We start from the raw sequence: 25,839 nt of genomic DNA, 5'->3' as shown, positions 1-25,839 counted from the left end.
TGCTAAATTCATTTCATGAAGATGTAATTTTCTATTTACACCGCTGCCCGTGCGGGCTAGATTGAAGTTTCTTTATCGCAGTCATCTAGCAGGAAGCCTTGTCATGCAGCATCAAACCGACGACGTTCGTATCAGTGAAATCAAAGAGTTATTACCCCCGGTTGCGGTGCTTGAGAAGTTTCCAGCCACCGAGACCGCATCAAATACCGTCTTCGAATCCCGCCAGGCCATTCATCAGATCCTGGCCGGTGAAGATCAGCGCCTGCTGGTGGTGATCGGTCCCTGCTCCATCCACGACCCCGCCGCCGCACTGGAGTACGGCAAGCGCCTCAAGACCTTGCGTGACGAGCTCAAGGGGCAGCTGGAGATCGTGATGCGGGTCTACTTCGAGAAGCCGCGCACCACTGTCGGCTGGAAGGGGCTGATCAACGACCCCTACCTCGACAATACCTGCCAGATCAACGACGGCCTGCGCATCGGTCGCAAGCTGCTGCTGGATCTCAACGACATGGGGCTGCCGACCGCCTCCGAGTTCCTCGACATGATCACCCCGCAATACGTGGCGGATCTGATGAGCTGGGGCGCCATCGGTGCCCGTACCACCGAATCCCAGGTGCACCGTGAGCTGGCCTCCGGTCTCTCCTGCCCGGTTGGCTTCAAGAACGGCACGGATGGCACCATCAAGGTGGCCATCGATGCCATCGGTGCCGCCAGCGCGCCGCACCACTTCCTGTCGGTCACCAAGTATGGCCACTCCGCCATCGTCGCCACCCGGGGCAACCCGGACTGTCACATCATTCTGCGTGGCGGTCGCGAGCCGAACTACAGCGCCGCGCACGTTGACGAGGTGGTGAAGGGGCTGGACAAGGCCGGTCTGCCGCAGAAGGTGATGATAGATTTCAGCCATGCCAACAGCAGCAAGCAGTTCAAGAACCAGATGCTGGTGGCCGAGGACGTGGCCGGTCAGCTGCGTGCCGGCAGCCGGGCTGTGTTCGGTGTCATGGTGGAGAGCCACCTGGTGGAAGGGCGTCAGGATCTGGTGGAAGGGTGCGAGCTCACCGTCGGTCAGAGCATCACGGATGCCTGCATCGGCTGGGCCGATACCGAAGTGCTGCTGCGCACACTGGCCGATGCGGTAGCCACTCGCAACGCGGGCTGATCCTGATCTGTCCCGGCTGACTGCCTGCGGCAGCAGCAAGACAATAAAAAGCGCGACCTCGGGTCGCGCTTTTTTGTTGGGGCGTTGCGCCTTACCAGCGGTAGGTCTTGAGCAACTGCTCCAGCTTCTGGCACTGTTCCACCAGCTGGATGCTGGCGAGGTTGGCGGCGTGTGCCTGGCCCAGGGTGTCGTTGGAGGTGTTGCGAATGTCACTCACCGAGCTGTCCACCTCGCTGCAGACCCTGTCCTGCTCCTCGGCGGATTGTGCCATCTGGGCGTTGAGATCGTTGATGCTGGCGATGCGACCTATGATGTTCTGCATGGCGGCCAGGGTCGCCTCCGTTTTGTGGATGCTCTCGTCCGCCTTGGATTTTGCATCCCCGATCACCGCCACGGCGCTCTGGGCCTCTTTTTGCAGGGCGGCGATCATCTGGGAGATCTCCTCGCTGGCGGCGCGGCTGCGGTTGGAGAGGGCGCGTACCTCGTCGGCCACCACCGCAAACCCGCGACCCTGCTCGCCGGCGCGGGCCGCCTCTATGGCGGCGTTGAGGGCCAGCAGGTTGGTCTGATCCGCAATCCCCTTGATCACCTCCAGCACGCCATCGACGGCCAGACAGCGGTTGTCGAGCTGCTGGATCACCCGATCGACCCGTTCAATCTCGGCCGACATCTCGCCCATGTCGGCGATGGAGTGCTGGGCGAGGCGACTGGTGTCGGCCGCATCCTGGTTGGTGAGGGCGGAGAGTTCGGCACTGTGGCGGGCGTGCTCGCGCACCTCGTGGGAGCTGGCGGCCAATTCGCTGACGGCGGCGGCGACCTGGGTGGTCATGTTCTCCTGCTGGCGGGCCGAGCCTTCGGTCTGGGTCGCGACCTGCCGGATCTGGTTCGACTCCTGATAGAGCTGCCGAGTCGCGTGCTCCACCTCCTGCAGGCTGTGGCGAAAACCCTGCACCATGTCGCTGACGGCGCGGGTCATCTGGCCCAGCTCATCCTGGCTCGGGTTGAGCAGGGGGAGGGAGAGATCCCGCTCCTTGGCCATGCGGGTCATGGTCAGTTGCAGGTGGCGCACCGGTCGCTTGATGTAGCGCTGCAGCACCCAGCCAAGCAGGCCAAACCCGAGCCCGAACACCGCCACCAGGCTGCCGCTCAGGATCAGGTTGTTGTGGCGAATTTCGCCGAAGGTATGGCTGAGGTCGTAACTGATCCGCACAGCCCCCATGACGGTGCCTTCCGGCACCTGATGGCAGGTGGTGCACTGGGTGCCGCGGTACTCCTTGTATGCCTTGAAGGGCTTGACCAGGGTGAGCCGATTGCCCTGCTGCTCGAGTATGGTCTCCCCTTGCGCGATGGCGCGCTGATCCCAGCTGTCTTCTGCCTGCTGATCCGGGTGACCCGGCCCGAACAAGTCGGTCACGGCGGGGGCGCGGATCAGGCGAGCCTCGACGATCCCCGCCTCGCTCTTGAGCTTGGTCTGCACGATTTGCCGGTTGGCGATGGCTCCCGTCATCATCATGACGTTGAGCTGATCCATGTAGGTGTTGGCAGCGCTCTCGACCTTTTCACCGGCCAGCCGGATGGCGAGATCCCGTTGCAGCCAGGCGGAGAGTTCGAAACTGAGGGCGAAGGTACAGCCTATCACCAGGGTGAGGGGGAGGAAGATTTTCCAGTTCAGTGACAGATTTTGCATCGTTTGCAGGGTCCATGCGCAAGTGGGCGAGCGTCAATGCCGGGCGACTCTCCTCACGCTCGCTCGTCAGGGCGGGGGAGATGGTTCTCTATCGGCACACCCTACCCCATCTTGAGTAAATTATCTGTTAACTGGATCCATGATGGAGGTTAAGGATGGGTAGCAAAGCTGGGTTGTCTGAGCCTGGTTTGATCCAGCACAAACTCGGCATTAATTGATAGTGGTTATCATTTGCATTATTTCCATGCGGTAACCCAGCCAGTGATGACATTACAACTGACCCCGACCATGACCGGACTCGACACACCGGATCCCCTCAAGTTTGCCTTCGGCGCCAAAACCTCGGCCCATGCCAGCCGGGGTGGCATTCGCCCCTTCACCCTCGACCATGGGCGCTGGCAAGCCTGGTGGCAGCAAGAGAGCGAGGCCGGGGAGCGGGCGCTCTACATCCATATCCCGTTTTGCCGCAAGCGCTGCAGCTTCTGCAATTTCTTCGAAAATGGCGCCAATCCGGCGCGCATGAGCCGTTACATGGCGGCCCTGTGCGCCAGCCTGCAGCAGGCGGCGGATACCCCCTTTGGGCAGAGCAAGCCCTGCTCGGCCGTCTATGTGGGGGGCGGCACACCGACCGACATGGCGGTCGAGGATCTGGCGCGATTGGCCAGGGCCATCCAGGGTTTTCCGCTGACCGCAGATGCCGAGGTGACCCTGGAGGGGCGTCTCAACGGCTTTGATGATGCCAAGTGGCAGACAGCGCTGGCGGGGGGCTTCAACCGCTTCTCGTTCGGGGTGCAGAGCTTTGACACCCAAGTGCGCCAGCAGGCGGCCCGCTTCGACGACAGGCAGACCCTGCTGGCCCGGCTGACCGAGCTGACCCGGGATGATGCCGCCGTGATAGTGGCGGATCTCATCTTCGGCCTGCCGGGGCAGGATGATGCCGTGTGGCGCCAGGATATCGCGGATGTGATGGCCAGCGGAGTGCACGGCGTGGATCTCTATCAGCTGATCGCCATGGCGGGCACCAATCTAGAACGGGCCGAGGCGAGCGGCAAATTGGGCTGGGCGGCCGATGGTCAGCAGCGAGCCGCCATGTATGCCTATGGCGCCCAGACCCTGGAGCAGGGCGGCTGGCAGCGGCTCTCCTGCAGCCACTGGCGGCGTGGGGATGCCGAGCAGAGCCGCTACAACCAGATGGCCAAGCGCGGCGCCGAGATCCTCCCCTTCGGGGCCGGGGCTGGAGGTAGCGTGCACGGCCATGGCCTCATGTATGGCCGGGATCTGGCCCTCTGGCACGAGGCGCTGGCAGGCGATGTGCGGGCGCCCGGCATGGTGATGGGGAAGAACCCCAATGCCCTCATGGACGGCCTGCTGCGTGGCGCCCTCGACAGCGGCTGGTTGACGCTGGCGCGTTTGCCCGCGCCGCTACGGGCCCACCTGCTGCCGCTGTTTGAGGCCTGGCAGCGGCACGGGTTGGCGACGCTCACGCAAGCGCGGCTTGAGCTGACCCTGGCGGGGCGTTTCTGGAACGTCAATCTGCAGGCAGGAATGTTTGAGTACTTGCAACTCAATCCGCTGGCGGGATCTGATGCGGCGCCGGCTCCGGCCGACATGGTGCGCCATTCGCTGGTGTGACGGACAGGCGGCAACGACAGGGAAGAGGATGAAACGGGGGCGCTGCAAAGCGCCCCCGTGTTCAATTATCGGTTGTGCACCTCTTCCACCCGCACCTGCAGATGCCCCTCGGCGAGCGTGGTGACCAGGGTTTGCCCGGCGTTCACCTGGGCGGCGCGGCTGATCACCTCACCGCTCTGGGTGCGGGTGATGGAGTAACCGCGACCCAGGGTGGCGAGCGGGCTCACACCGTCGAGGCGGGCGGTGAGCATGGCGAGGCGGTGGCTGGCCAGATCCTGGCGTTTGGCGATCAGCGCATAGAGTCTTTCTTCGGCCAGCTGATGGCGGCGCTTGCCAGCGGCCAGCAGCCGCTCCGGGCTCTTGCCTTGCAGGCGCAGCTCCAGGTTGGCGAGGCGCCGCTCCCCCTGATGCAACTTTTGATTCATCAGCTGTTGCAGGCGGGCGGAGAGTTCGTCGAGGCGCTGGGACTGCTGCTCCAGCCGCCGTTTGGGATCCTGATGGTCGAGCCGTTTTTGCAGCAACGCGAAGCCGTGGCGGGCGGCGGTTTGGTGGCGGCCTATGCCCTGTGCCAGCCGTTGCCACAGATGGGCGAGGCGCTGGATGCGGGCCTGGTTGTCCGGCGCCACCAGTTCGGCGGCGGCCGACGGGGTTGGGGCACGCAAGTCGGCGGCAAAGTCACTGATGGTCACGTCCACCTCGTGGCCCACAGCGCTGATGACGGGGATGCTGGAGTTGGCAATGGCGCGCGCCACCGCCTCCTCGTTGAAGCACCAGAGATCTTCCAGCGAGCCGCCGCCGCGACCGACGATCAGCACGTCCACCTCGGCGCGGCGGTTGGCCAGGGCAATGGCCGCCACTATCTGGCCGATGGCGGCGCTGCCCTGCACCTGGGTCGGGTAGATGAAGACGGGGAGATCCGGGGCGCGGCGTTTGAGCACGGTCAGCATGTCGTGCAGGGCGGCGCCGGTGGCTGAGGTGACCAGCCCCACGGCGCGCGGTTCACGGGGCAGGGAGCGCTTGCGGCCCTCGTCAAACAGCCCTTCTGCACCGAGGCGGCGTTTGAGCTCTTCGAAGCGCAGGGCCAGCACGCCATCACCGGCGGGCTGCATGGATTCGATGATGAGCTGATAGTCGCCACGCGGCTCGTAGAGGGAGACCCGCGCCTGCACCAGCACCTGCATGCCGTCCTGCGGGCGAAACGCCACCCGCCGGTTGTTGCCCTTGAACATGGCGCAGCGCACCTGGGCACCGAGATCCTTGAGCGAAAAGTACCAATGGCCCGAGCTTGGCATCGCCAGGTTGGAGAGTTCCCCGGTCAGCCACACCAGGCCGAGATCCTGCTCCAGGATCATGCGCACTGCGCTATTGAGGCGGGTGACGGTAAAGACCTGTTGTTGCTGGCTGGATGGGTTGAGGCGATTCAAGGGGGATCCTGCTGCTGTGCCCTGGGCAAGGGGAGAAAACAATGGCGCCATCTTAGCGCAGTTCGGTGCAAGAGCCGAGCCCGGGCGTGGCCCGGCTTGATCTGGTGGCGGCCGCAGGGGGGTGAGCACCCATTGGGTAAGCAACTATCATCAATCGTATCTTGAACAGTCGACCGACTGCCAGAGCGAGCAGGTGATGTCAGCATGGACAAGGGGTGTGGCAAGGCGGTCGCGAAAAAGCGCCAAGCAAGCAGAGACAGGCCGTATCGACAGTGCTGCTGCAACCCAAATCAACGGTTTTCTCATCGCTGATATTGAATATTTTGGGATGGTTCAGGTGAGCGTAAATAAAACACGCTTGCCTGCACCTGCCCCCTCATTCAGGAGGCATTACCATGAGTATCTTTCACCGGGAAGCGCTATTGCTTGTTCTTGTCTCTTCTTTGTCATGGGGGGCAACCGACATTGATGTTGCAGTCTACCCATTCAGTCCATTTGTTGAAAAAACCAGTGACAATGAGTGGCATGGGGTGACCTTCGATATTATTGATGCACTCAATGCTATCCAGTCCGATTATCACTATCGCCCCGTTGTTACCAGCCCTTATCGTGTATATGCAGAAATGTATATGGGACGATTTGACATGCTCCTGTTTCAGGATGTCAGCTGGGGATGGGATGTCAATAAAGTGATTATATCAACCCCTCTGCTGGATTACTCGGAATGCTATGTCGCACGTTATAAAGCGGGTCGGGATCAAAATTTTTTCAATGAGTTAAATAAACTGACAATGATAGGGGTAAGAGGTTTTCATTATTTTGAGAAAAAGACCAGTTTGCTGTTGAGAGATGATAGCCAGATAGTCAATGCCCTGTTGAGAGATCGGGGGGATTTTATCAGGCTGGGTTTTTATCGTCTGCAAGACATGCTGAAGCAGGATCCTGAATTACGGAGCAAACTGATCATATCCATTCATCCGGCACAAAATTATCATTTACGAGCCATATTCGCCGCTACATCCGATATTTCCATCATGGTTTTTCAAGAGCACCTGGCAAGCTTGGCTCGGCTGGGGTTGCTTGACGATATATGGAAGAAATATGGTATTCAGAGTCGGGTCGATGAAGACTCCACACTGGATTGCAATTTCAAATAAAACGGCCAAGAAATGACGCCGGCATCTTGTGTCGATGTCTGTCCCATGGCGCAGAATGACGTTTGTTTCCCCGGTGCAGTGTCACAACGGAAGATTGCTGGCATCTGCCATGGAGTCGCGCTGTGGGCAGGCATGTTGCGGCCCACCCGGGCGGCTCAAGAGTCCTTCATCCGTGCCAGGCTGGCTGCGGATCTGGTCGGGCTGACCACCAGCCAGACTGCGAGACAGACGATGGCGCCACCGACCACAAAGCCCTCAGTGATGGTCTCCCCGAGCACCAGGTAACCCCACAAGATGCCAAAGGGAGGAATGAGAAAGGTGACCGTCAATGAGCGCAGCGGCCCGATATCCGCGATCAACCTGAAGTAGATGAGGTAGGCGAGGGCGGTACAGATGAGACCGACCGCCAGCACGCTGGCCCACACCTCTGGGATGGTCCAGTCCACCGCAGGCCCCGCCGTCACCGAGTAGCCGAAGAAGGGCAGCAGGAACACGCATGCCCCCAGCTGGCTGCCGAAGGCCACCAGTTTGGCATCGAGGCCGCCGCGTTCCGAGATCCAGCGCCGGGTCAGAAACCCGGCGCAGCCGTAGCAGGCGGTGGCGATCAGGCAGGCCAGCACTCCCGTGATCAGGTTGCCGCTCACATTCACCTCGCTGGTGGTGGTGATGAGGGTGATGCCGACTATGCCCAGCATGACCCCCAGCCATTTGCGCCCGCTCAGCTGCTCGTTGAAGCAGGAGAAGCCGATCAGGGCCCCCATCAGCGGCGTCGTCGCGTTCAGGATGGCCGAGTAACCCGCCGGCAACCAGAGTGCGGCGATGGCGTACATCAGAAACGGGATGCCTGAGTTGATGATCCCGAGCAGCATGGCGGACTTGAGCTTGCCCTGGAAGAGCATGGGGGAGCGCAGCAGTAGCAGTATGACGCCAAGCCCCACCAGGCCGAAGAAGACCCGCAGGAAGGCGGTGTTGACCGAACCAAAGGCCGGCGCGGCAATGCGCATGAACAGAAAACTGGCGCCCCAGATCGCGGCCAGGAGCAGCAGTCTCACATAATCCGATGTTCTCATCTTGCTTCCTTGAAATGATGGCCGTGGGCCAACCTGATGCGGGTCAGACTCGGCATCATGCCGGGTACGGGCGTGGGATGGCAACTGCGTGTATGGGGGGCGTCCTTGTGCAAAAGGCATCACCCGGGGTGATGCCTTTTGCACATTGCCAGGTGGCGGGTGCCACAAGGCCGGGGTTAGCCTGCGTCCGGCTGACTGACAAAGGCAATCTTGTGCAATCCATGCTGGGACGCCTGCGCCATCACCCTGGCTATGATGCCGTACTCGACCCGCTTGTCGATGCGCAGCTGGATCTCGGGCAACTCCCCATCGGCCTTGCCGGCAGTCTCCATCCGGGCGAGCAGGGCGGCTTCATCGACCTCCTTGTCGTTCCAGTAGATCTTGCCTGTGCCATCGATGGCGAGTGTGATGTCCTCCTTCTCCGGCTGATTGAGCTGGCTGCTGGCCTCCGGCAGCTCGAGCTTGACCGCATTGGTGAGCAGGGGGGCCGTGATCATGAAGACGATGAGCAGCACCAGCATGACGTCAATCATGGGGATCATGTTGATCTCGGAGAGGGGCTGATCGTCTCCGTCGTCCGACAATTTGCCAAATGCCATTACCCGTGCCCCTTCTTGGCTTCCCGCTCGGTCAGCTGGGTTACGTTGGAGGGGGTCTGCTCAAATCCCGTCACCAGCAGGGCAAACAGATCGTAGGCAAAGGCCTCGAGCGCGGCCAGCTTGAGGCGATTGCGCCGTACGAAGAAGTTGTAGACAAGCACGGCTGGCAGGGCGACGGCGAGGCCAAAGCCGGTCATGATCAGCGCCTCGCCCACTGGGCCTGCCACCTTGTCCAGACTGCTCTGGCCGGCGGCACCTATGGCCAGCAGCGCATGATAGATGCCCCAGACGGTGCCAAACAGCCCGATGAAGGGGGCCGCCGAGCCCACGGAGGCGAGGAAGGCCAGGCCGTGCTCCAGCCTTACCCGCTCGTGGGTAATGGCCTGGCGCAGCGCCCGCAACAGATACTCGTCCGGTGAACCCAGCTTGAGCGACACGGTCCGCTCCCCGGCCCGGTTCAGTTGCGCCACCGTCGCCAGCGCAGTGCTGGTCACGCGACCATAGGCCTCCTGCGGCGGCAGATGGGCCAGCTGGCGTTCCATATCCTGCACGCTTTCGTGCTGCCAGAAGCGGGTCACGAATTGTGCGTTGAGGCGGCGCTCGCGCTGACCCAGCACGATTTTCAGCAGGGTGTAATAGCAGGTGCCGAGGGACATCAATACCAGCAAAATGAATGGCAGCAGCCCCACACCGGTATTTTGACTGAGCAGATGGGCGACGCCCATCCCGTTGTTTGCGATTTCCGGATCCATATTCAAGCCCTTAATTTAAAAATGATGGTGACCTTTGCCCAGGCCTCGACGGCCGCATTGTTCTGTTTGGCGGGAATAAAGCGCCAGCGACTGACCGTCTTGCGCGCCGTCATGTCCAGCCGCCGATAACCGCTGCCCTTGTCTACCTCCACCGAGGAGGCGGTGCCATCGGCCGCCACCAGCACATTCAGGATGACGCGCCCCTCCTCACCCCGTCTTCTTGATTCATAGGGGTAGGGTGGCTCAGGGTTGTTCAACCGCGCATCGCGGGCGATGGGGGCGCTGCTGCCAGCCCCGCTGCCGCTCTGCCGGGATTTGACCGGCGCTGTGCCACTGCCGCCCTGCTGGGCATTGGCCGCCACCGGCGTGGCGGGGGCCGAGGGCGCCGCGACCGGTTCTGCCCTGGCCACCTGGGTGGCCTTGGGCGTTGGCGGCGCCGGTACCCTGGGCGCGGGTTTGGGAATGGGTTTTTTGACCGGTTTTTTAACGACCTTCTTTTGAACCGGCACCGGCTTTTTGACCACGGGCGGCGCAGGGGTGGCCGCCGGCGCCTTGGCCGGTGCGTCATTGGCGCTGGCCTCACCGACCCAGCGGGCCGACAGGGTCAGCGGCAGGGGCGGGGTGATGGGCGCAGGCTGGTGTTCATAGAGCCACCAGAAGGCGGCAAGATGCAGGACGACCGCGATGGCAAGGCAAGCGAGGCGGGCGGATCCTGGGTGTGCGGTGGGCAGTGGTGGCCTCGGGCTGCAGGCTTCCATCACTGCCCTCCATTCCAAATCTTCATGTTCATACTCAAACGGCTAGTGTGGTAGAGCCAGTACAGGGCACTAGCATGCCTGATGATGCCAATCACAAACAACAACCATTATCAATCGCATTTTAATCGAGTGAGACAACCGCCAGATGCTGGCCGGGTGAACTGGGTCGAGTGCTATCTGGAGGTGTGCATCGGGCGCCGGGCTATCAGTCACAGCTCCAGCAGAACCCCCAGCTCCACCACCCGGTTGGCCGGGATATGGAAGAAGTCGGTCGCCTTGAGGGAGTTGCGATTCATCCAGACGAACAAGCCTTCCCGCCAGCGCGCCATGCCGGGCAGGTCGGTACTGACCAGATTTTCGTGAGAGAGGAAGAAGGAGGCATCGCGCATGGAGACCTTCAGATCTTGCTGGGCACAGGCTTGGAAGATCTCTTCTATGGAAGGGACTTCCTTGTAACCAAAGTGCGCCACGACCTGCCAGAACCCCTCCCCGAGGTGGGTGAGAAGGATGCGCTCCTTGAAGGACAACCAGGGCTCATCCTTTATCTGTATGGTCAGAAAAATGACCCGCTCGTGCAGGATCTTGTTGTGTTTGAGGTTGTGCAACATGGCGTGGGGCACCACCTGCACCGACTTGGAGAGGAACACGGCCGTCCCCGGTACCTGCAGTGGTGGATGAGCCAGCATGTTGTCGACAAACCCTTTCAGCGCCAGTGACTTGTGCTCAAGCTTGTCGAGAACCAGCTCGCGACCCCGCTTCCAGGTGGTCATCACCACTATGGTCAACAGCGCAAACAGGATGGGCAACCAGCCGCCGGCCAGGAACTTGGTGGTATTGGCGGCAAAGAAGGTGACATCGACCAGCAGGAGAGGGGCGCCCGCGATCACGATCAGCCAGGTTGGCCATTTCCAGCGATGGGCGGCGACCACCATCAGCAACAGGGTGGTGATCGCCATGGTGCCTGTCACCGCTATGCCATAGGCGGCGGCCAGATTGCTGGAGCTTCTGAACCAGAATATCACCAGCACTATGCCGGCCAGCAGCAGCCAGTTCACCACTGGCAGGTAGATCTGGCCAATCTCATGCTCGGAGGTATGGCGGATCTCCTGGCGTGGCAGATACCCGAGCAGGATCGCCTGGCGTACGACAGAGTAAGTACCGGATATGACGGCCTGGGACGCGATGACAGTCGCCATGGTCGCCAGGATCAATAAGGGTATGGCCATCCAGGTGGGGGCGAGCAGATAGAATGGGTTTTCAATGGCGTCAGGACGGCGCAGCAGCAGCGCCCCCTGGCCAAAATAGTTGAGCAGCAGGGACGGCATCACCAGAGAGCCCCATGCCAGCCGGATCGCGCCTCGGCCAAAATGGCCCATGTCGGCGTAAAGCGCCTCAGTACCGGTGACGCAGAGCACGACAGCGCCCAGGGTGATGAAGGCCACACCTGGCCGGCTGAACATGAAATCAAGGGCATAGAGGGGATTGATGGCCTGCAGGATGGCCGGATTTTGCACAATTTCCTTTGCCCCGAGTCCTGCCAGCACGCCAAACCAGAGCAACATGATGGGGCCGAAGAGTCGGCCTATTCCTGCCGTGCCGTAATGCTGAATGCCAAACAGTATCACCAGCACTATGAGGGTTATGGGCAAGACGAAAGAGGCCAGTTCGGGGGCAACCACCTGCAGGCCCTCGACGGCAGACAGCACCGAAATCGCGGGTGTGATCACCGCATCCCCGATGAACAAGCCCACCCCGATCAGCCCCAGCAACATGGCCAGGGATCGAGCCTTGGGCGACAGGCGGCGTGAGGCCAGGGAAGCCAGGGTCAAGATGCCCCCTTCACCCTTGTCATCAGCCCTCAATACCAGCAAGACATATTTAAATGAGACCACGATCATGATGGTCCAAAAAAAGAGGGAGATGATCGACAGGATGTCGTCAGGGGTCGGCTGCAGGCCAATATGCCCGGCAAAGCTCTCCTTCAAGGCGTAGAGCGGGCTGGTGCCAAGGTCGCCGTAGACGACCCCCAATGCCGCCAGAGTAATGGCCATGCGTCCTTGATGATGTCCGTTGCTCATCATGAAATTCCATTTCAATTCAGACTGTTAATCATGATACGCGAGGTTTGGCCAAAGTGAACACAGTGTCGGACATCTCGATATTCCCCATGGCATCGGATCCGGCTGATCTGCCTGCCACCATGCGTTGCCTCGGCCATGTCAGAACTGCCTGAGTCGCGTCAATATGAGTGCCTGGGCGAGTGTCTTGGCAAGCGAGGATGTGACCTCGGGATCCGGGTTGGTGACTGAGCAGGGGGCCTCTTTGCATAAAACCGCAGTCTGGCAACTCTTCTACCCCCAAAGTGCCTGTTTAGGACTGATAATCTTGTTTTTTTGGCCTTTTGGCACGTCAAACACGGGCTACGCCATAAAAAATTCAAAAAACTTCTTTACCAGTGACCAATCGGTGAGTAAACTTCGTCGGCAATATTTTACACCCCCACTTCCTCAACGGTGAGATATTGCCATGCTCAGGATTGCCAAAGAAGCGTTAACCTTCGACGATGTACTGTTGGTTCCCGCCCACTCCGATGTTCTTCCCAATACTGCCGATCTGCGTACCAAGCTGACCTCCTCTATCAGCCTGAATATCCCAATGATTTCCGCTGCCATGGACACAGTGACCGAAGCCCGTCTGGCTATCGCACTGGCCCAGGAAGGCGGTATCGGCTTTATCCACAAGAACATGTCCATCGAGCAGCAGGCTGCAGAAGTGCGCAAGGTCAAGAAGTACGAGAGCGGCGTGGTCACCGACCCCGTCACAGTACGTCCTGACATGACCATTGCCCAGGTCAAGGAGCTGAGCCACAAGAATGGCTTCGCCGGCTACCCGGTTGTGACCGAGGGCAACCTGCTGGTCGGTATCATCACCGGCCGCGACGTGCGCTTCGTGATCGATCTCTCCCAGACAGTCGAACAGATCATGACCCAGAAAGATCGTCTGGTGACCGTGCGTGAAGGGGCCCCTCGTGAAGAGGTAGTTGCCCTGATGCAGAAGCACCGTATCGAGAAGGTGCTGGTGGTCAACGCCGATTTCAAACTCAAGGGCATGATCACCGTCAAAGACTTCCAGAAAGCCGAGCGCAAGCCGAACGCCTGTAAAGACGAGCGCGGTCGCCTGCGTGTTGGCGCTGCTGTCGGTGCCGGTGCTGGCAACGAAGAGCGCGTTGCCGCCCTGGTAGAGGCCGGTGTGGACGTGCTGCTGATTGACTCCTCCCACGGCCACTCCCAGGGTGTGCTGGATCGCATCAAGGCGACCCGCGATGCCTATCCTGAGCTGCAAATCATAGGTGGCAACGTAGCCACCGCCTCTGGCGCCCTGGCGCTGGTCGCCGCTGGTGTCAACGCGGTCAAGGTTGGTATCGGCCCTGGCTCCATCTGTACGACCCGCATCGTGACCGGTGTCGGCGTCCCCCAAATTACTGCCATCTCCGACGCCGTTGACGCGCTGGAAGGCACTGGCGTGCCCGTGATTGCCGATGGCGGCATCCGCTTCTCCGGCGACGTGGCCAAGGCCATCGCCGCTGGCGCCAGCTGCGTCATGGTGGGCTCCATGTTTGCCGGTACCGAAGAGGCACCGGGCGATATCGAGCTCTATCAGGGTCGCTCCTTCAAGTCCTACCGTGGCATGGGTTCTCTGGGCGCCATGTCCAAGGGATCAAGCGACCGTTACTTCCAGACCGACAACGCTGCCGACAAGCTGGTGCCGGAAGGGATCGAAGGGCGCGTACCCTACAAGGGCCGCCTGAAAGAGATCATTCACCAGCAGATGGGCGGCTTGCGCTCCTCCATGGGATTGACCGGTTGCGCTACCATAGACGACATGCGCACCAAGGCTGAGTTCGTGCGCATCTCGGGTGCCGGGATGAAAGAGTCCCACGTCCACGATGTGACCATTACCAAAGAAGCCCCCAACTATCGGATGGGCTGATAAAACGGGGCTGCGGCCCCGTTTCTCCACCAGTTTTTATCCCCACACCAGCCTGATGCAGGAATAAAATGACTAAAGACATTCACCAGCACCGTATCCTGATCCTGGACTTCGGTTCCCAGTACACCCAGCTTATCGCCCGCCGTGTCCGGGAAATCGGCGTCTACTGCGAACTGTGGGCCTGGGACGTGACCGAAGAGCAGATCCGCGAATTCAATCCCAACGGCATCATACTCTCCGGCGGCCCAGAGTCCGTGACCGAGGCCGGCAGCCCCCGTGCCCCCGCCTATGTGTTCAACGCCGGTGTGCCGGTGTTCGGTATCTGCTACGGCATGCAGACCATGGCCGAGCAGCTGGGTGGCAAGGTGCAATCCTCCACCGAACGTGAATTTGGTTATGCCCAGGTGGAAGTGCTGGGCCAGACCAATGCCCTGCTGCGCAACATCGAAGATGCCATCGCCCCCAACGGCAATGCACTGCTGGACGTCTGGATGAGCCACGGCGACAAGGTCACCGCCATCCCCGCCGACTTTACCACCATAGCCCAGACCGCCACCTGCCCCCATGCCGCCATGGCGTGCGAGGCCAAGGGCTTCTACGGCGTGCAGTTCCACCCGGAAGTGACCCACACCCGTCAGGGTGCCCGCATGCTGGAGCACTTCGTCAAGGACATCTGCGGCTGCGAATGCCTGTGGACCCCGGCCACCATCATCGACGACGCCGTTGCCCGCATCCGCGAGCAGGTGGGTGACGATGAAGTGATCCTGGGCCTCTCCGGCGGTGTCGACTCCTCCGTGGTCGCCATGCTGGTACACCGTGCCATCGGCGAGCGCCTGACCTGCGTCTTCGTCGACAACGGTCTGCTGCGCCTGAACGAAGGCGAGCAGGTGATGGAGATGTTTGGCGATCACTTTGGTCTCAACATCATCAAGGTCGAAGCCGAAGAGCGCTTCCTCTCCGCCCTGGCGGGCGAAGATGAGCCGGAAGCCAAGCGCAAGATCATCGGCCGCGTCTTCGTCGAAGTGTTCGACGACGAAGCCAAGAAGCTGAAAAACGCCCGCTGGCTGGCACAAGGTACTATCTACCCGGACGTGATCGAATCGGCTGCCAGCAAGACCGGCAAGGCCCACGTCATCAAGTCCCACCACAACGTCGGCGGCCTGCCGGCCGAGATGAAGATGGGTCTGGTCGAGCCGCTGCGCGAGCTGTTCAAGGACGAAGTGCGTCGCGTCGGTCTGGAGCTGGGTCTGCCCTACGACATGCTCTATCGTCACCCCTTCCCGGGCCCGGGTCTGGGCGTGCGTGTGCTTGGCGAAGTGAAGAAAGAGTACTGCGATCTGCTGCGCAAGGCCGATGCCGTCTTTATCGAAGAGCTGCGCAAGGCAGACCTCTACAACCAGGTCAGCCAGGCGTTCGCCGTCTTCCTGCCGGTGCGCTCCGTTGGCGTTATGGGCGATGGCCGCAAGTACGAATGGGTGATTGCCCTGCGTGCCGTCGAAACCATCGACTTCATGACCGCTCACTGGGCCCATCTGCCCTACGACTTCCTGGGTCATGTGTCGAACCGCATCATCAACGAGATCAACGGCATCTCCCGCGTGGTGTACGACGTCTCCGGCAAGCCGCCCGCAACCATCGAATGGGAATAAGCGGCTCACGCCCTTCTGCCTTTCGAGCATAAAAATGCAAAAAAGACGCCCTTGCGGCGTCTTTTCTTTTTCCAATCGCTTGCGCCTCAATTTTCTGCTCGCTAGCCGCTTTCTCACCCTCTTGCCCCTGTCAGATATGACAGGAGGTGTTTTATGGATCTCGCACTAGGCTCTGCCATGCCAATTGAGACCGGTGCTGTGAGGCGGCGGCCGTGGCAAGAGGGGAAGCAGGGTGCCAGCAGGCCTTCATTCATGCTGCCGGCACCGGACATACTGATACATGGTCGGTATGGCCCCCGGTGGAGTCCGGACACCACTTGAATAAACGGGGCGGAACCCGAACAGCCAAACGAGTAGGGACAAGAGATCACGGAGGGTTTGTTATGTCAGAACAAGCAGTGTTGTTGGGTGGATGGACCGCATACCACAAGCTGAGCGCAAAAGATCAGGCGGTATTTGACCTGGCACTGAAAGGATTTGTCGGGGTGCAGTACCAACCCTTCGAAGTCTCCACCCAGGTCGTCGCCGGTACCAACTACCGTTTCAAATGCAAAACCACGGTGCCGCTGCCCAACCCGATCCACGGGGAAGCCGTGGTGCAGATCTTCCAATCTCTGGATGGCTCTGCTCATATCACCTCCATCACCCCGATCTGATTTGGGTGCGGGACAAGGCGGGGAGGGGGAATAGCCTCCAACCGGTTGGCCCCAAACCCAGCAATAAGAAAGACGCCTGAGGGCGTCTTTTCTTTATCTACGCTCCGGCACCGTTGATATGTGGCCAGCCTTGGTATTTATTTGTTGATCTTGCTCAGGAAACTGCCATCTCACTCTTTTTCTTTGTTGCCTTGCTCACTAAGATTGTCGTTTGGAAACCACCTTGTTGAAGTGATCTATGAGTCAGGTTAGAGAGTGTGTGCGGGTCAACGGGTGCAAGATGGAGGCTATAGTGCAGTTGCTTGGGTTTTATTCGGGATCGGTGCGAGTGCGCAGGGGGCCAATTGGGCTCTTTGTGTAAGATTAAATTGAATTTTCTTTGGTGTCGGTGATGGTTTTATTAAGTACAGACTTTAAATGTATTTTAATTTGTGGTTATAAATTTTGAGCTGAGTTATATGGAAAAAACTGCTATTGGATTAGTAACTTTTTCCATCTTTTTACTGCCAGATAAATTAAGTGAGGAATCAACATTGGTTACAGTAAAATCAAAGCAGTCACTCAAGGTGGCTATTTTATCTGGTGAAGATGAAATTAGAGTCGATGATCCAGAATTAGCTAAGTGGATTATCGCTATACATGCGATTAAACAGATTGCGTGGAGTATTGCAATCGTTGCAATAGCTGCTGGACTTTATACCTTGATTGGAACGGGCGGTTTGGGGGCTCCAGCTACTGTAGGTCTAACAGCAACAGCCGCGGGTATCGTTGGATTCAGTGGAGCATCAGGAATGGTTGGTTTAGGAATCGCCTTGGGAGGGGTGTCAGGATTAAAAATGCTTCGGAATGATTACAAAATTACGAATAAAACTTCTAATTCTGTAATTCTAACCCGAAAGTAAAGTTGGGCTAATAAAATGTTCAAGAGGGGCTTGGCACGCGTGGCTCTTTTGTACTGCGTGCCAACGCCATTAGCACAGCATCATGCATGCACTAAAGGAGGTAAAATGCAAAGTAAGCAAGAAATTACCATAAGTTGGATATTATTCTGGACCATGTGGATATTTTTCGTGGTTATTGGTTTTTTGACCATATTGGCTGTCTATTTTAATTTCGGATCATTACAGTAAGATGAGCGGTCTACAGTTTTTAAATTGTTTATCGGAGAGGTTTTGTTATCAATTCCTGCATTGTACTACTCGATTTTTAAATTAAAGAAATCAGGTCTTGAAGGTATAAATGGACAGGCGGTCGAGCTGGAAAGAAAATTACGAGAAAAAGAAAGGCAAATAACTACTTTACAACAAAATTTTGCTAAAATAGCCAGGGACGATGTAGGTGAACCTGAGTATATCTTCAAGGATGCGATTGTCGCGCTATGTTCTCAATATTCCAATACGGAAGTTGAAGATATTATTAAAGGTCTTAATCTCGAGAAAGAGGATAAAGTAAGTGATAAAATGAGGCTGCTGGCTGAAATAGGTAAAATGAAGGATGCAGGGATTATATATAATGCGAGCTCTTTAAGCCCAACCTCTGTAAGGTTAAGTCGTGCATAACAAACGCATTAACACAGGCGGTTAAAGGTTAATCAGTAGTGCTGTAGAAATTGCACCGCTAATTTTTTGCCTCATATCTTGCATTAAAGCCGCTCGGCAAACGGTGCAATGCGCTGCGCTTATTGCACCCTACTTGTTTCGTCAATCTGCTGGGGTGGGGCGGCTGAGCGCTGAGCCTTGCCAAAGCAACAAAAGGGGCGATCTGCGCCCCGAATTCTTTATAATGCCCCCCTTTAAAACCGCCGGATGCAGGTTCGGCGCGTGTTGATGGTCGCTGTGCCATCAGGCAGATCATCAGGATTGAGAAACGGTTATGCATACTCTGGAACAGCTGCGCGCGGGTGAGCTGTGCGGCGCCCGCCACTTGAAACTTGCTGAAAACCTGACGGTGTTCCCGCCCGAGATCCTCAGCCTTAAAGAGACGTTGGAGGTGCTGGATCTCACCGGCAACCAGATAAGTGAGCTGCCGGACGAACTGGCCGGGTTCACAAAACTGCGCATCATTTTCTGCTCCGAGAACCGTTTCACCGAGTTGCCCGAGGTGTTGGGGCGCTGCCCGGCACTCACCATGGTGGGCTTCAAGGCCAACAAGATCGCCACGGTTCCCGCAGCGTCGCTGCCGGCGGGGCTGCGCTGGCTGATCCTGACCGACAACCTTATCGAGCAGTTGCCCGATGAGTTGGGTCAGTGCAGCCGCCTGCAAAAGCTGATGCTGGCGGGTAACCGCCTGCGTGAGCTGCCCGCCAGCCTTGCCAACTGCCGTAATCTGGAGCTGCTGCGCATCGCCGCCAACCGGCTCGAGGCATTCCCCGACTGGCTGCTCACGCTGCCACGTCTCGCCTGGCTCGCCTATTCCGGCAACCCCTTTAGCGAGGGGGAGGAGGCGCGGGCCATCGATGTGGATCATGTGGCTCATATCGCCACTGTGCCGTGGCTGGCGCTGGAGTTGGGTGAGTTGCTGGGGCAGGGGGCCTCTGGCGTGATCCACAGTGCTACCCGCATCACTTGCGACGGATTGCAGGGTGACGGGCCGCGCTCGGTGGCGGTCAAGCTGTTCAAGGGGGCCGTGACCAGCGATGGTTTGCCTCACTGCGAGATGGCGGCGTCGCTGGCGGCCGGCACTCATCCCAACCTCATCAGGGTGCTGGGGCGGGTGGCGGATCACCCCTCCGGCATGCCGGCGCTGGTGATGGCGTTGATAGACCCAACGTTTGCCAATCTGGCCGGGCCGCCGAGCCTGGACTCCTGCACCCGCGACGTCTATCCGGCAGGGTTGTCGTTCACCCCGACCACCCTGATTGCCATGGCGCAGGGCATAGCGGCTGCCGCGGGGCATCTGCATGAGCGGGGCATCATGCACGGCGATCTCTATGGCCATAACATACTGCACTCCTTGCAAGGGAAGGGCCGGGTGCTGCTCGGCGATTTTGGCGCGGCCTCTTGCTACGACCGCACGGAATGCGTGCTGGCCGAGGGGCTGGAGCGGATAGAGGTGAGGGCCTTTGGCTGCCTGCTGGACGAGTTGCTGGCCCGTTGCCAGCCGCAGAGCGAGGCGCTGAAGGATCTGGCCCTGCTGGCTCGGGCATGCCTCTGCGAGCAGGTGTTGCAGCGACCCTCGTTTGCGCAGATCTCGGCCAGGATAACGGCGGTGGCGGCCATGATGGCGGCCGAGCCCGTCTGTGCCTGAGCCTGCGCGATGAGCGGGCATCTGACTGACGGCGAGCAGGGGCTGCACAGCACGCAGCAGACTCCCATGACACAAAGATGTCAAAAAGACGCCTTGAGGCATCTTTTCATGTTGCAATCGTTTTTTTGGCAAAAATCACCCAGAGGCCCGGTGCAAGGCTTGCGTGCGCCGGGTTAAGTTGTGATATTGAGGCATCTTCAGATAACAGGGGTATTAGGATGGAAGCTGCGTTTTGGCATCAGCGTTGGGAAGAGAACCGGATTGGCTTTCATCAGGCAGACTTCAATCGCTGGCTGCAATCCTGGTGGTCTGCCCAGCAACAGGATGAACCCGTGCTGGTGCCCCTGTGCGGCAAATCCCGCGACATGCTCTGGCTCAATGGCCTGGGCCACCCCATCGATGGTTTCGAGCTCTCGGCGCTCGCCATCGAGCAGTTTTTCAGTGAAAACCGGCTCACCGATACCCTCAGCGAGCTGGGCCCTTATCAGTGTCATCAGCACGGCTCCCTGCGCATCCATCAGGGGGACTTTTTCGCCGCCCCCGAGCTGGGGCGCCGCTACCGGCTGGCCTATGACAGGGCCGCTCTGATTGCCTTGCCGACGCAGATGCGCCGCCAGTATGCGGAGCTGATGAGCCGCCTGATGGAAACCGGTGGCCAGATCCTGCTGGTGACCCTGGAATATCAGCCGGAGCAGCAGAAACAGCCGCCCTTCTCGGTGGGGGAGATGGAAGTGCGCACCCTGTTTGAGCGCGATTTTCGGGTGGAGGTGCTGGGCAGGGCCGCAGAGGTGGATCACCCCAGGGTGCTCTCCGGCCAGCTCTCCTACTTCGATGAAGTGGCCTATCGCCTGATCCGCCGGGGCTGAGGGGCGGCTGAAAGTGTGATCCCGCACGACAAAGCCGCAGGTCACGGACTCTTTGCTACCTCCTTTGACATAGATCAACGTGGCAAGGGAGGCTAATCCCTAAGATGAGCCTGTTTCTCAATCACTGTTGGCATCGGCAGATGAGCTCTGGTTTGAACCATATGGCCGATCATCAACTCAGTGTCTGATTTTCACGCTCATGTTCACTTTTGGCGGCTTAGGTCGCAATTGATTATGGTTTTTCCAGCCGACCCCCAGGGGTCGGCTTTTTATTGGGCGGGATTGGCTGATGGGCAAGCATGCCTGCTCAGGCCTCGAAGGTGCTGGCGTTGAGCCGAAACGCCCTGGGGTCATCGATAAACTGGCCCGTGATGCGCTCGTCGTGTTCGTGGCCCTGGCCATAGCTGCAGAGGATCAGCCGATCCGAGGTGCGTGAGCGCAACTGTATGATGAAGCGCACCAGATCGGCGCGGCTCAGCATGCCCACCTCCTCGCACACCCTTTCGCGCTGATCGAAGCCCAGATCCTTGTTGCCTATGCTGACCCAGAGCCGCTGGCCGCGACTGCGCAGGTTGGCATCCCGCTCGCTCAGCTGGGCCTGCAGGCCCACCTTGCTGTCTTGCCATTGCTGCTCGGTGAGCTCCAGCATGGCCAGCGGGAAGAGGTCGATGAACTCTTCCACCGCATCGAGCAGGTGTTGGGGGCCTGCCACCGGCGACTGGATATAGAAGATGAGGCCGGGGTGGCGGTTGAGGGGCAGGTTGCCGGCTCCCACCACGTAGCCGAGTTGCTGACGAGTGCGCAGCTCGTGAAAGAAGGTGGATGACATTATGTGGTTGGCCAGGGTGAAGCAGGCGAGATCTCGCGCCCGAGTAGTGCGGGACTGGTAGTAGACCAGCAGCGCCGAGTCTTCGTGTTCACACCCCTGCTCGCGAATGAGTGTCCCCCTGTCCTGGATGGCGATGAGCGGGCGGCGGGTCTCGGCACTGGGCTGGCTGTTGGCACCGAGATGGCGCTCCAGCAGGGCGGCCAGTTCGAGCGCCTCGGCGGCGTCCCAGTCACCGTGTACCAGGGCCTCTATGTGCACCTCGCCAAACAGCTGGGCGACAAACGCCGGCATCTCGTCAAGCTCCACGGTGCGCAGATGGCGCAGCAACTGCTCGAACGGCGGATTGTTCGGCTGCAACAGGCTGGTGAGCTGGTTGAACAGCTGGGAGATGGGGCGCGCCTTGGACTGGTTGTCCCAGTTGCGGATGAGCTGCTCCTTTATCTCGGCGAAGCGGCCCGGATCCGGATAACCCAGGGTGCGGTTGCCGAGGATCATGTCCAGCAGCAGCGGCTGCTTGTCGGCAAAACCGCTCAGGTTGATGGTAAAACCGCCCTGGTGGGCATAGATCTGGTAGCCCAACCCCGCCAGCTCAGCCGGGTAGGTGAGGGCGTTGAGGTGATCGGTAAGCAGCTCCACCGCGAGCCGTGCCATGGCGATGTGGCGCGGACTTTTGACCGCGTGCTCGCTGTCGATGGAGATGTAGAGGTTGCCCTTGGGCACGCTGAACTGATGCTCATGCAGATGCCAGAGCCGAAACCCTGGCCTGTCGATGAGGCAGGCGGGCATGTCGGCCTGCAGCGCCGGCTGGCGCGGATCGAGCCGGCTGCTGATAAAGGGGTTCGGCAAGGGCAGGGCGAGGGCCGGTTCAGGCTCGCTCTGCTGCCAGTGGATCTTCTCCGCCTCCGTGATGACGTCGACGCCATAGGGCGTCTGATACCAGCGGGCCAGGCGATCCGTGGCCAGCTCAGGCGCCGTGATGGTCATGCGCAGGTTGTGTGGCGTGAGCTTGGCGAGCAGACGGCGGATCAGCGCTTCGTCGTACTCGCGCATCATGTAGTCGCCGTAGAGCAGATCCTCGGGCGTGTAGCTGAACAGGTTCAACACCAGCCCGGAGACGGTGTCGAGGGCCCGGCCCCGCTCCTGGAAGCGGAACGCCGACTCGAGCACGGTGCGCTTCTCGTCGTAGCGCCAGTTTTCCACCCCGCCGCGCTCGATGAGCTTCAGGTAGCCGAACAGGGCGGCCACTATCTCGTTGACGTGTTCGAGCCCGAGCGGCGTGAGGCCAAAACTCACCCCGAAATCCTTGAAGTTGGCACCGCTGATGCCGCCCCCAGCGGAGAGCTGGTTGACCCAGCCTTTCGCTTTCAGCAGGGAGAGCAGGCTGCCATCCCCTTCATAGCCGATGAGGTGGCTCAGGAAGGTGAGGGGTTTTTTGTCATAAAACTCGTCGACGTTGGGCAGCGGGAAGGTGAGCGCCAGCTTGCGGGTCTCCTTGACCGGATTGATGCGGATGCGGATGCCGAGATCGTCGAGGCGATAGAGGGGGGTCGTCAGGGTAGGTATTCCCAAATTGCGATTCAAAATGGGAGCGAAAAAGCGATCGCACCAAGCCATCTGGGTCTTTATGGATTCAGGCGAAATCATCACCAGCGCCATGCGATCCGCGCTGTAGTGAGCTTCGTAGAACCGGATGAGATCGGCGCGCAGATCCCGACCGGGCAGATCCGCCAGGGTATCCAGGTTGCCGACCGAGAATTTGGAGAAGGGGTGGGCCGGGTTGACCGTCTCTTTATGTACCTGGTAGCTGCGGCGCACATCGTCCTGCAGCTTGAGGCGGTACTCGGAGTCGACCGCGTTGCGTTCCTTGTCCACCCACTCGGGGGTGAAGGTGGGGCAGATGAAGAACTGGGAAAAACGGTCGAGCCCGGCCTCGAAGAAGCCGTTGTCTATCTCGAAAAAGAAGTTGGTGAACTCGGTGCCGGTCCAGGCATTGTTGCTGCCGCCATGACGGCTCATAAATTGCTGGTACTCACCAGGCTTGGGATAAGTACGAGTGCCAAGGAACAGCATATGCTCAAGGAAATGAGCCATCCCCTGCCGATCGGCCGGATCGTCGAAATGACCTGTGTTGACGGCCAGGGAAGCGGCAGACTTGTCGGTATCGGGATCGCAGATCAACAAGACCCTGAGCCGGTTTGCCAGCTCCAGATAGTGGTACTGCCGATGGTCATTAGGACTGGCATATGGGCTCATTGGGGCGTGACTCATGTTGGATTTATTTGAATTTAAACATGATTATCGACCCCGCTATCCAGTGAGGCAAACCCTTTTCTGAGAGGTAGCGCAATTGTTTCCCCCGGCATGGCGGGGTAAGATCCCCCCGCTATCAAAACAGGCCCCTTGGGCGAGGTTGTAATGAAAATCTACATAATGCGTCATGGCCAGGCTGGCATGAATGCGAAAACAGATGAACAGCGTCCACTGACCGAGCAGGGCATCGAAGAGTCCATTCACATGGCCAGTTGGCTGGCCCCTCAGCTGGATGGCGAACTGGATTTGGTGGTTCACAGCAATTACCTGCGTGCCAGACAAACCTGGCAGAGCATATGCAGTGAATTACCCAAGGCCGCCAGGGTCGAGGAGAGCAGCGAGATCACCCCCTATGGCGACCCGGCGTTTGTCGCGAGTTATCTCACTGCGTTGGCGGCAACACATGACAATATTTTGATGGTCAGCCACCTGCCGCTGGTGGGTTACCTGGTGCAGAGCCTCTGTCCGGCAGCGGGTGCGCCCATGTTTGCCACCTCGGGTCTGGCCTGCATCGAGTGGCAAGATGACAAGGGGGTCTTGCTCTGGCTGGAAGGACCACATACAATACGCTAAAAGTTAATAAAAAGTTATAAATTGGTTTTTTGGGGAAGAGAGTCGCGATTTTTCCGGATTTTTATATAGAATTTACGGAATTATTTCGCAGAAGCTGCTGTCATACGGATACAACTGCAAGAGGTTGCAAACGATGAGAGTGTTCAAGAAGTACCTGCCACTCATGGTGGCAAAACATGTCAAAACCTTCTTCAAGGGACGGATCTATATCCACGGCAGGGGGCGTTTTGATTTCCAGTCAGGCTTGCTGATGATGCCAACGCCAGCTGACATTCCCCACCGCCAGACCGTGGTCGAGGTCAACGCCATGATCTCCAGACTGCACATGGATGCGGCGTGATACTTTCACTATCCCATCCAGACGCTTCATGCCCGCCACCGTGCGGGCATGATTGTTTTTGGCCCTGATCTGCCCGAGTTGGCTCTGTTCGATTCCGTTTCAAACCCGCCTGCATCGGCAAGGCCGGCAAGCACTTGCTAATCCTGTTTGCCTCTCTATACTTCCCGCCGGAAATACCCGCTGCTTTCTTCTGGATATAGTGATGCCCCTTGCCTTCTTGTTTCCCTTCTCCTGCATGGCCATCTGGGCCGGCAACGCCATCGTCAGCAAGTTGGCGGTGGGCGTGCTCTCACCCGCGGCGCTGGCCTGGTCGCGCTGGATGGTGGCTGCCATCATCTTGACGCCTTTCCTCGCGCACCGCGCCTGGCGGGATCGCGCCAAGCTGCGGGCCGGCTTCTACCAGCTGGCGGCGCTGGCCCTGCTCGGCATGGTGTTGAACCAGACCTTCGGTTACTACGCGGCGCAAACCCTGGGGGCGACCGAAATCGGCCTGATGATGGGGCTGACCCCGCTGATGACTGTGGTGCTCAGCATCTGGCTGCTGCGCGAGCGCCCAACCTGGGGCGCCCTGCTCGGCGGCGTCATCTCCATTCTGGGGCTGGCCATCTTGCTGGGGCAGGGGGATCCCTCCCGCCTGATCACCCAGGGCATTCACATCGGCTCCGTCTATATGCTGCTGTCGGCGGGCACTTATGCGCTCTACAGCGTGCTGCTCAAGAAGTGGGATCTGGGGTTGGACAACTGGTCCATGCTCTATGGCCAGGTGCTGTGCAGCCTGCTGTTTCTCACCCCGTTCTACCTGCTGGTGGACGGGCAGTGGCCAGATGGCCGCGCGCTCTGGCTCATCCTCTACGCCGGTATTCCTACCTCGGCCTTGTCACCCTGGCTCTGGATGCAGGGCATAGCCCTGCTTGGGGCGAGTCGTACCGCCATCTTCATGAACCTGTTGCCTGTGATGACGGCGGCGCTGGCCATCAGCTGGCTCGGGGAAAAGCTGACCAGCTATCACCTGATAGGGGGCGGCATGACACTGCTCGGGGTCTTGCTGGCGCAACTGCTGGTGCAGCCTGTGGTGCTGCGCCGGCGCCGGGTGGCGCTGGCCGCCTGCCGGGAAGATTGAAAAAAAGACCGCCATCGAGGCG

At 59.4% G+C, this 25,839-nt stretch carries 21 protein-coding genes; 13 read left to right on the top strand and 8 right to left on the bottom strand.

Features of this window, described 5'->3' with window-relative positions; all coding sequences use genetic code 11:
• Positions 1–103 precede the first annotated feature (103 nt).
• A complete protein-coding gene (gene aroG, locus AACQ95_RS06245; protein ID WP_098984225.1) occupies positions 104–1,159 on the top strand; it encodes a 3-deoxy-7-phosphoheptulonate synthase AroG in 1,056 nt (351 codons plus the stop codon).
• Between the two features lie 91 nt (positions 1,160–1,250).
• On the opposite strand, the gene AACQ95_RS06240 is transcribed toward aroG, so the two are convergent.
• Positions 1,251–2,846 (bottom strand): methyl-accepting chemotaxis protein, encoded by a 1,596-nt coding sequence (locus tag AACQ95_RS06240; protein ID WP_098984224.1) that lies wholly within the window; start codon positions 2,844–2,846, stop codon positions 1,251–1,253.
• 264 nt (positions 2,847–3,110) lie between these two features.
• Between AACQ95_RS06240 and hutW the strand changes: the two genes are divergently transcribed.
• On the top strand, positions 3,111–4,478 hold the full coding sequence (hutW, locus tag AACQ95_RS06235) for a heme anaerobic degradation radical SAM methyltransferase ChuW/HutW (protein ID WP_241278070.1): 1,368 nt from the start codon (positions 3,111–3,113) through the stop codon (positions 4,476–4,478).
• Between the two features lie 65 nt (positions 4,479–4,543).
• Here hutW and xseA read toward each other — a convergent pair whose 3' ends face one another.
• Positions 4,544–5,902, bottom strand: coding sequence for an exodeoxyribonuclease VII large subunit (gene xseA, locus AACQ95_RS06230; RefSeq protein WP_241278069.1), 1,359 nt, complete (start codon positions 5,900–5,902; stop codon positions 4,544–4,546).
• Positions 5,903–6,297: 395 nt separating this feature from the next.
• Between xseA and AACQ95_RS06225 the strand changes: the two genes are divergently transcribed.
• Positions 6,298–7,059, top strand: coding sequence for an ABC transporter substrate-binding protein (locus tag AACQ95_RS06225; protein ID WP_098984221.1), 762 nt, complete (start codon positions 6,298–6,300; stop codon positions 7,057–7,059).
• Positions 7,060–7,214: 155 nt separating this feature from the next.
• Here the strand turns inward: AACQ95_RS06225 and AACQ95_RS06220 are convergent, their stop codons facing one another.
• The 5 genes from AACQ95_RS06220 to AACQ95_RS06200 all read right to left on the bottom strand — a co-directional run bounded on the left by AACQ95_RS06220 (position 7,215) and on the right by AACQ95_RS06200 (position 12,316).
• A complete protein-coding gene (locus AACQ95_RS06220; protein ID WP_098984220.1) occupies positions 7,215–8,129 on the bottom strand; it encodes a DMT family transporter in 915 nt (304 codons plus the stop codon).
• A gap of 176 nt (positions 8,130–8,305) precedes the next feature.
• Positions 8,306–8,728 (bottom strand): ExbD/TolR family protein, encoded by a 423-nt coding sequence (locus tag AACQ95_RS06215; protein WP_098984219.1) that lies wholly within the window; start codon positions 8,726–8,728, stop codon positions 8,306–8,308.
• Positions 8,728–9,480 carry a MotA/TolQ/ExbB proton channel family protein gene (locus AACQ95_RS06210; RefSeq protein WP_098984218.1) on the bottom strand — a complete coding sequence of 251 codons (753 nt, stop codon included), beginning with the start codon at positions 9,478–9,480 and terminating at the stop codon, positions 8,728–8,730. The genes AACQ95_RS06215 and AACQ95_RS06210 overlap by 1 nt, the downstream gene beginning before the upstream one ends.
• Positions 9,481–9,482: 2 nt before the next feature.
• Positions 9,483–10,238: an energy transducer TonB gene (locus tag AACQ95_RS06205; RefSeq protein ID WP_098984217.1), complete on the bottom strand. Its 756-nt coding sequence runs from the start codon at positions 10,236–10,238 to the stop codon at positions 9,483–9,485.
• 209 nt (positions 10,239–10,447) lie between these two features.
• On the bottom strand, positions 10,448–12,316 hold the full coding sequence (locus AACQ95_RS06200) for a potassium transporter Kup (RefSeq protein ID WP_241278068.1): 1,869 nt from the start codon (positions 12,314–12,316) through the stop codon (positions 10,448–10,450).
• A gap of 448 nt (positions 12,317–12,764) precedes the next feature.
• On the opposite strand from AACQ95_RS06200, the gene guaB reads away from it, so the two are divergent.
• The 7 genes from guaB (at position 12,765) to AACQ95_RS06165 (ending at position 20,645) form a co-directional block, all read left to right on the top strand.
• A complete protein-coding gene (gene guaB / locus AACQ95_RS06195) occupies positions 12,765–14,228 on the top strand; it encodes an IMP dehydrogenase (RefSeq protein WP_043140671.1) in 1,464 nt (487 codons plus the stop codon).
• 68 nt (positions 14,229–14,296) lie between these two features.
• On the top strand, positions 14,297–15,877 hold the full coding sequence (gene guaA / locus AACQ95_RS06190) for a glutamine-hydrolyzing GMP synthase (RefSeq protein ID WP_241278067.1): 1,581 nt from the start codon (positions 14,297–14,299) through the stop codon (positions 15,875–15,877).
• A gap of 383 nt (positions 15,878–16,260) precedes the next feature.
• The gene (locus tag AACQ95_RS06185; RefSeq protein WP_043140676.1) at positions 16,261–16,533 is read left to right on the top strand and encodes a hypothetical protein; all 273 of its coding nucleotides are present in this window, start codon (positions 16,261–16,263) and stop codon (positions 16,531–16,533) included.
• Positions 16,534–16,991: 458 nt separating this feature from the next.
• Positions 16,992–17,435 (top strand): hypothetical protein, encoded by a 444-nt coding sequence (locus AACQ95_RS06180; protein WP_241278066.1) that lies wholly within the window; start codon positions 16,992–16,994, stop codon positions 17,433–17,435.
• 270 nt (positions 17,436–17,705) lie between these two features.
• A complete protein-coding gene (locus AACQ95_RS06175; RefSeq protein ID WP_241278065.1) occupies positions 17,706–18,092 on the top strand; it encodes a hypothetical protein in 387 nt (128 codons plus the stop codon).
• Between the two features lie 313 nt (positions 18,093–18,405).
• Entirely contained in the window at positions 18,406–19,779 is a 1,374-nt protein-coding gene (locus AACQ95_RS06170) for a leucine-rich repeat-containing protein kinase family protein (RefSeq protein ID WP_241278064.1), read from the top strand.
• A gap of 218 nt (positions 19,780–19,997) precedes the next feature.
• Positions 19,998–20,645, top strand: coding sequence for a thiopurine S-methyltransferase (locus tag AACQ95_RS06165; RefSeq protein WP_241278063.1), 648 nt, complete (start codon positions 19,998–20,000; stop codon positions 20,643–20,645).
• A gap of 307 nt (positions 20,646–20,952) precedes the next feature.
• Here AACQ95_RS06165 and AACQ95_RS06160 read toward each other — a convergent pair whose 3' ends face one another.
• On the bottom strand, positions 20,953–23,727 hold the full coding sequence (locus AACQ95_RS06160; protein ID WP_241278062.1) for an insulinase family protein: 2,775 nt from the start codon (positions 23,725–23,727) through the stop codon (positions 20,953–20,955).
• A gap of 162 nt (positions 23,728–23,889) precedes the next feature.
• Here AACQ95_RS06160 and sixA point away from each other — a divergent pair, with 162 nt between their 5' ends.
• The 3 genes from sixA to AACQ95_RS06145 all read left to right on the top strand — a co-directional run bounded on the left by sixA (position 23,890) and on the right by AACQ95_RS06145 (position 25,817).
• Positions 23,890–24,357 (top strand): phosphohistidine phosphatase SixA, encoded by a 468-nt coding sequence (gene sixA, locus AACQ95_RS06155; RefSeq protein WP_043136349.1) that lies wholly within the window; start codon positions 23,890–23,892, stop codon positions 24,355–24,357.
• A 133-nt stretch (positions 24,358–24,490) separates the two neighbouring features.
• Entirely contained in the window at positions 24,491–24,697 is a 207-nt protein-coding gene (locus tag AACQ95_RS06150; protein WP_042037401.1) for a DUF1107 domain-containing protein, read from the top strand.
• 202 nt (positions 24,698–24,899) lie between these two features.
• Positions 24,900–25,817 (top strand): DMT family transporter, encoded by a 918-nt coding sequence (locus AACQ95_RS06145; protein WP_098984209.1) that lies wholly within the window; start codon positions 24,900–24,902, stop codon positions 25,815–25,817.
• Positions 25,818–25,839 lie beyond the last annotated feature (22 nt).

This window comes from Aeromonas sp. MR19 (assembly GCF_963899305.1).
GTDB lineage: Bacteria > Pseudomonadota > Gammaproteobacteria > Enterobacterales > Aeromonadaceae > Aeromonas > Aeromonas bestiarum.
This window is presented reverse-complemented; position numbering and strand designations above follow the sequence as displayed.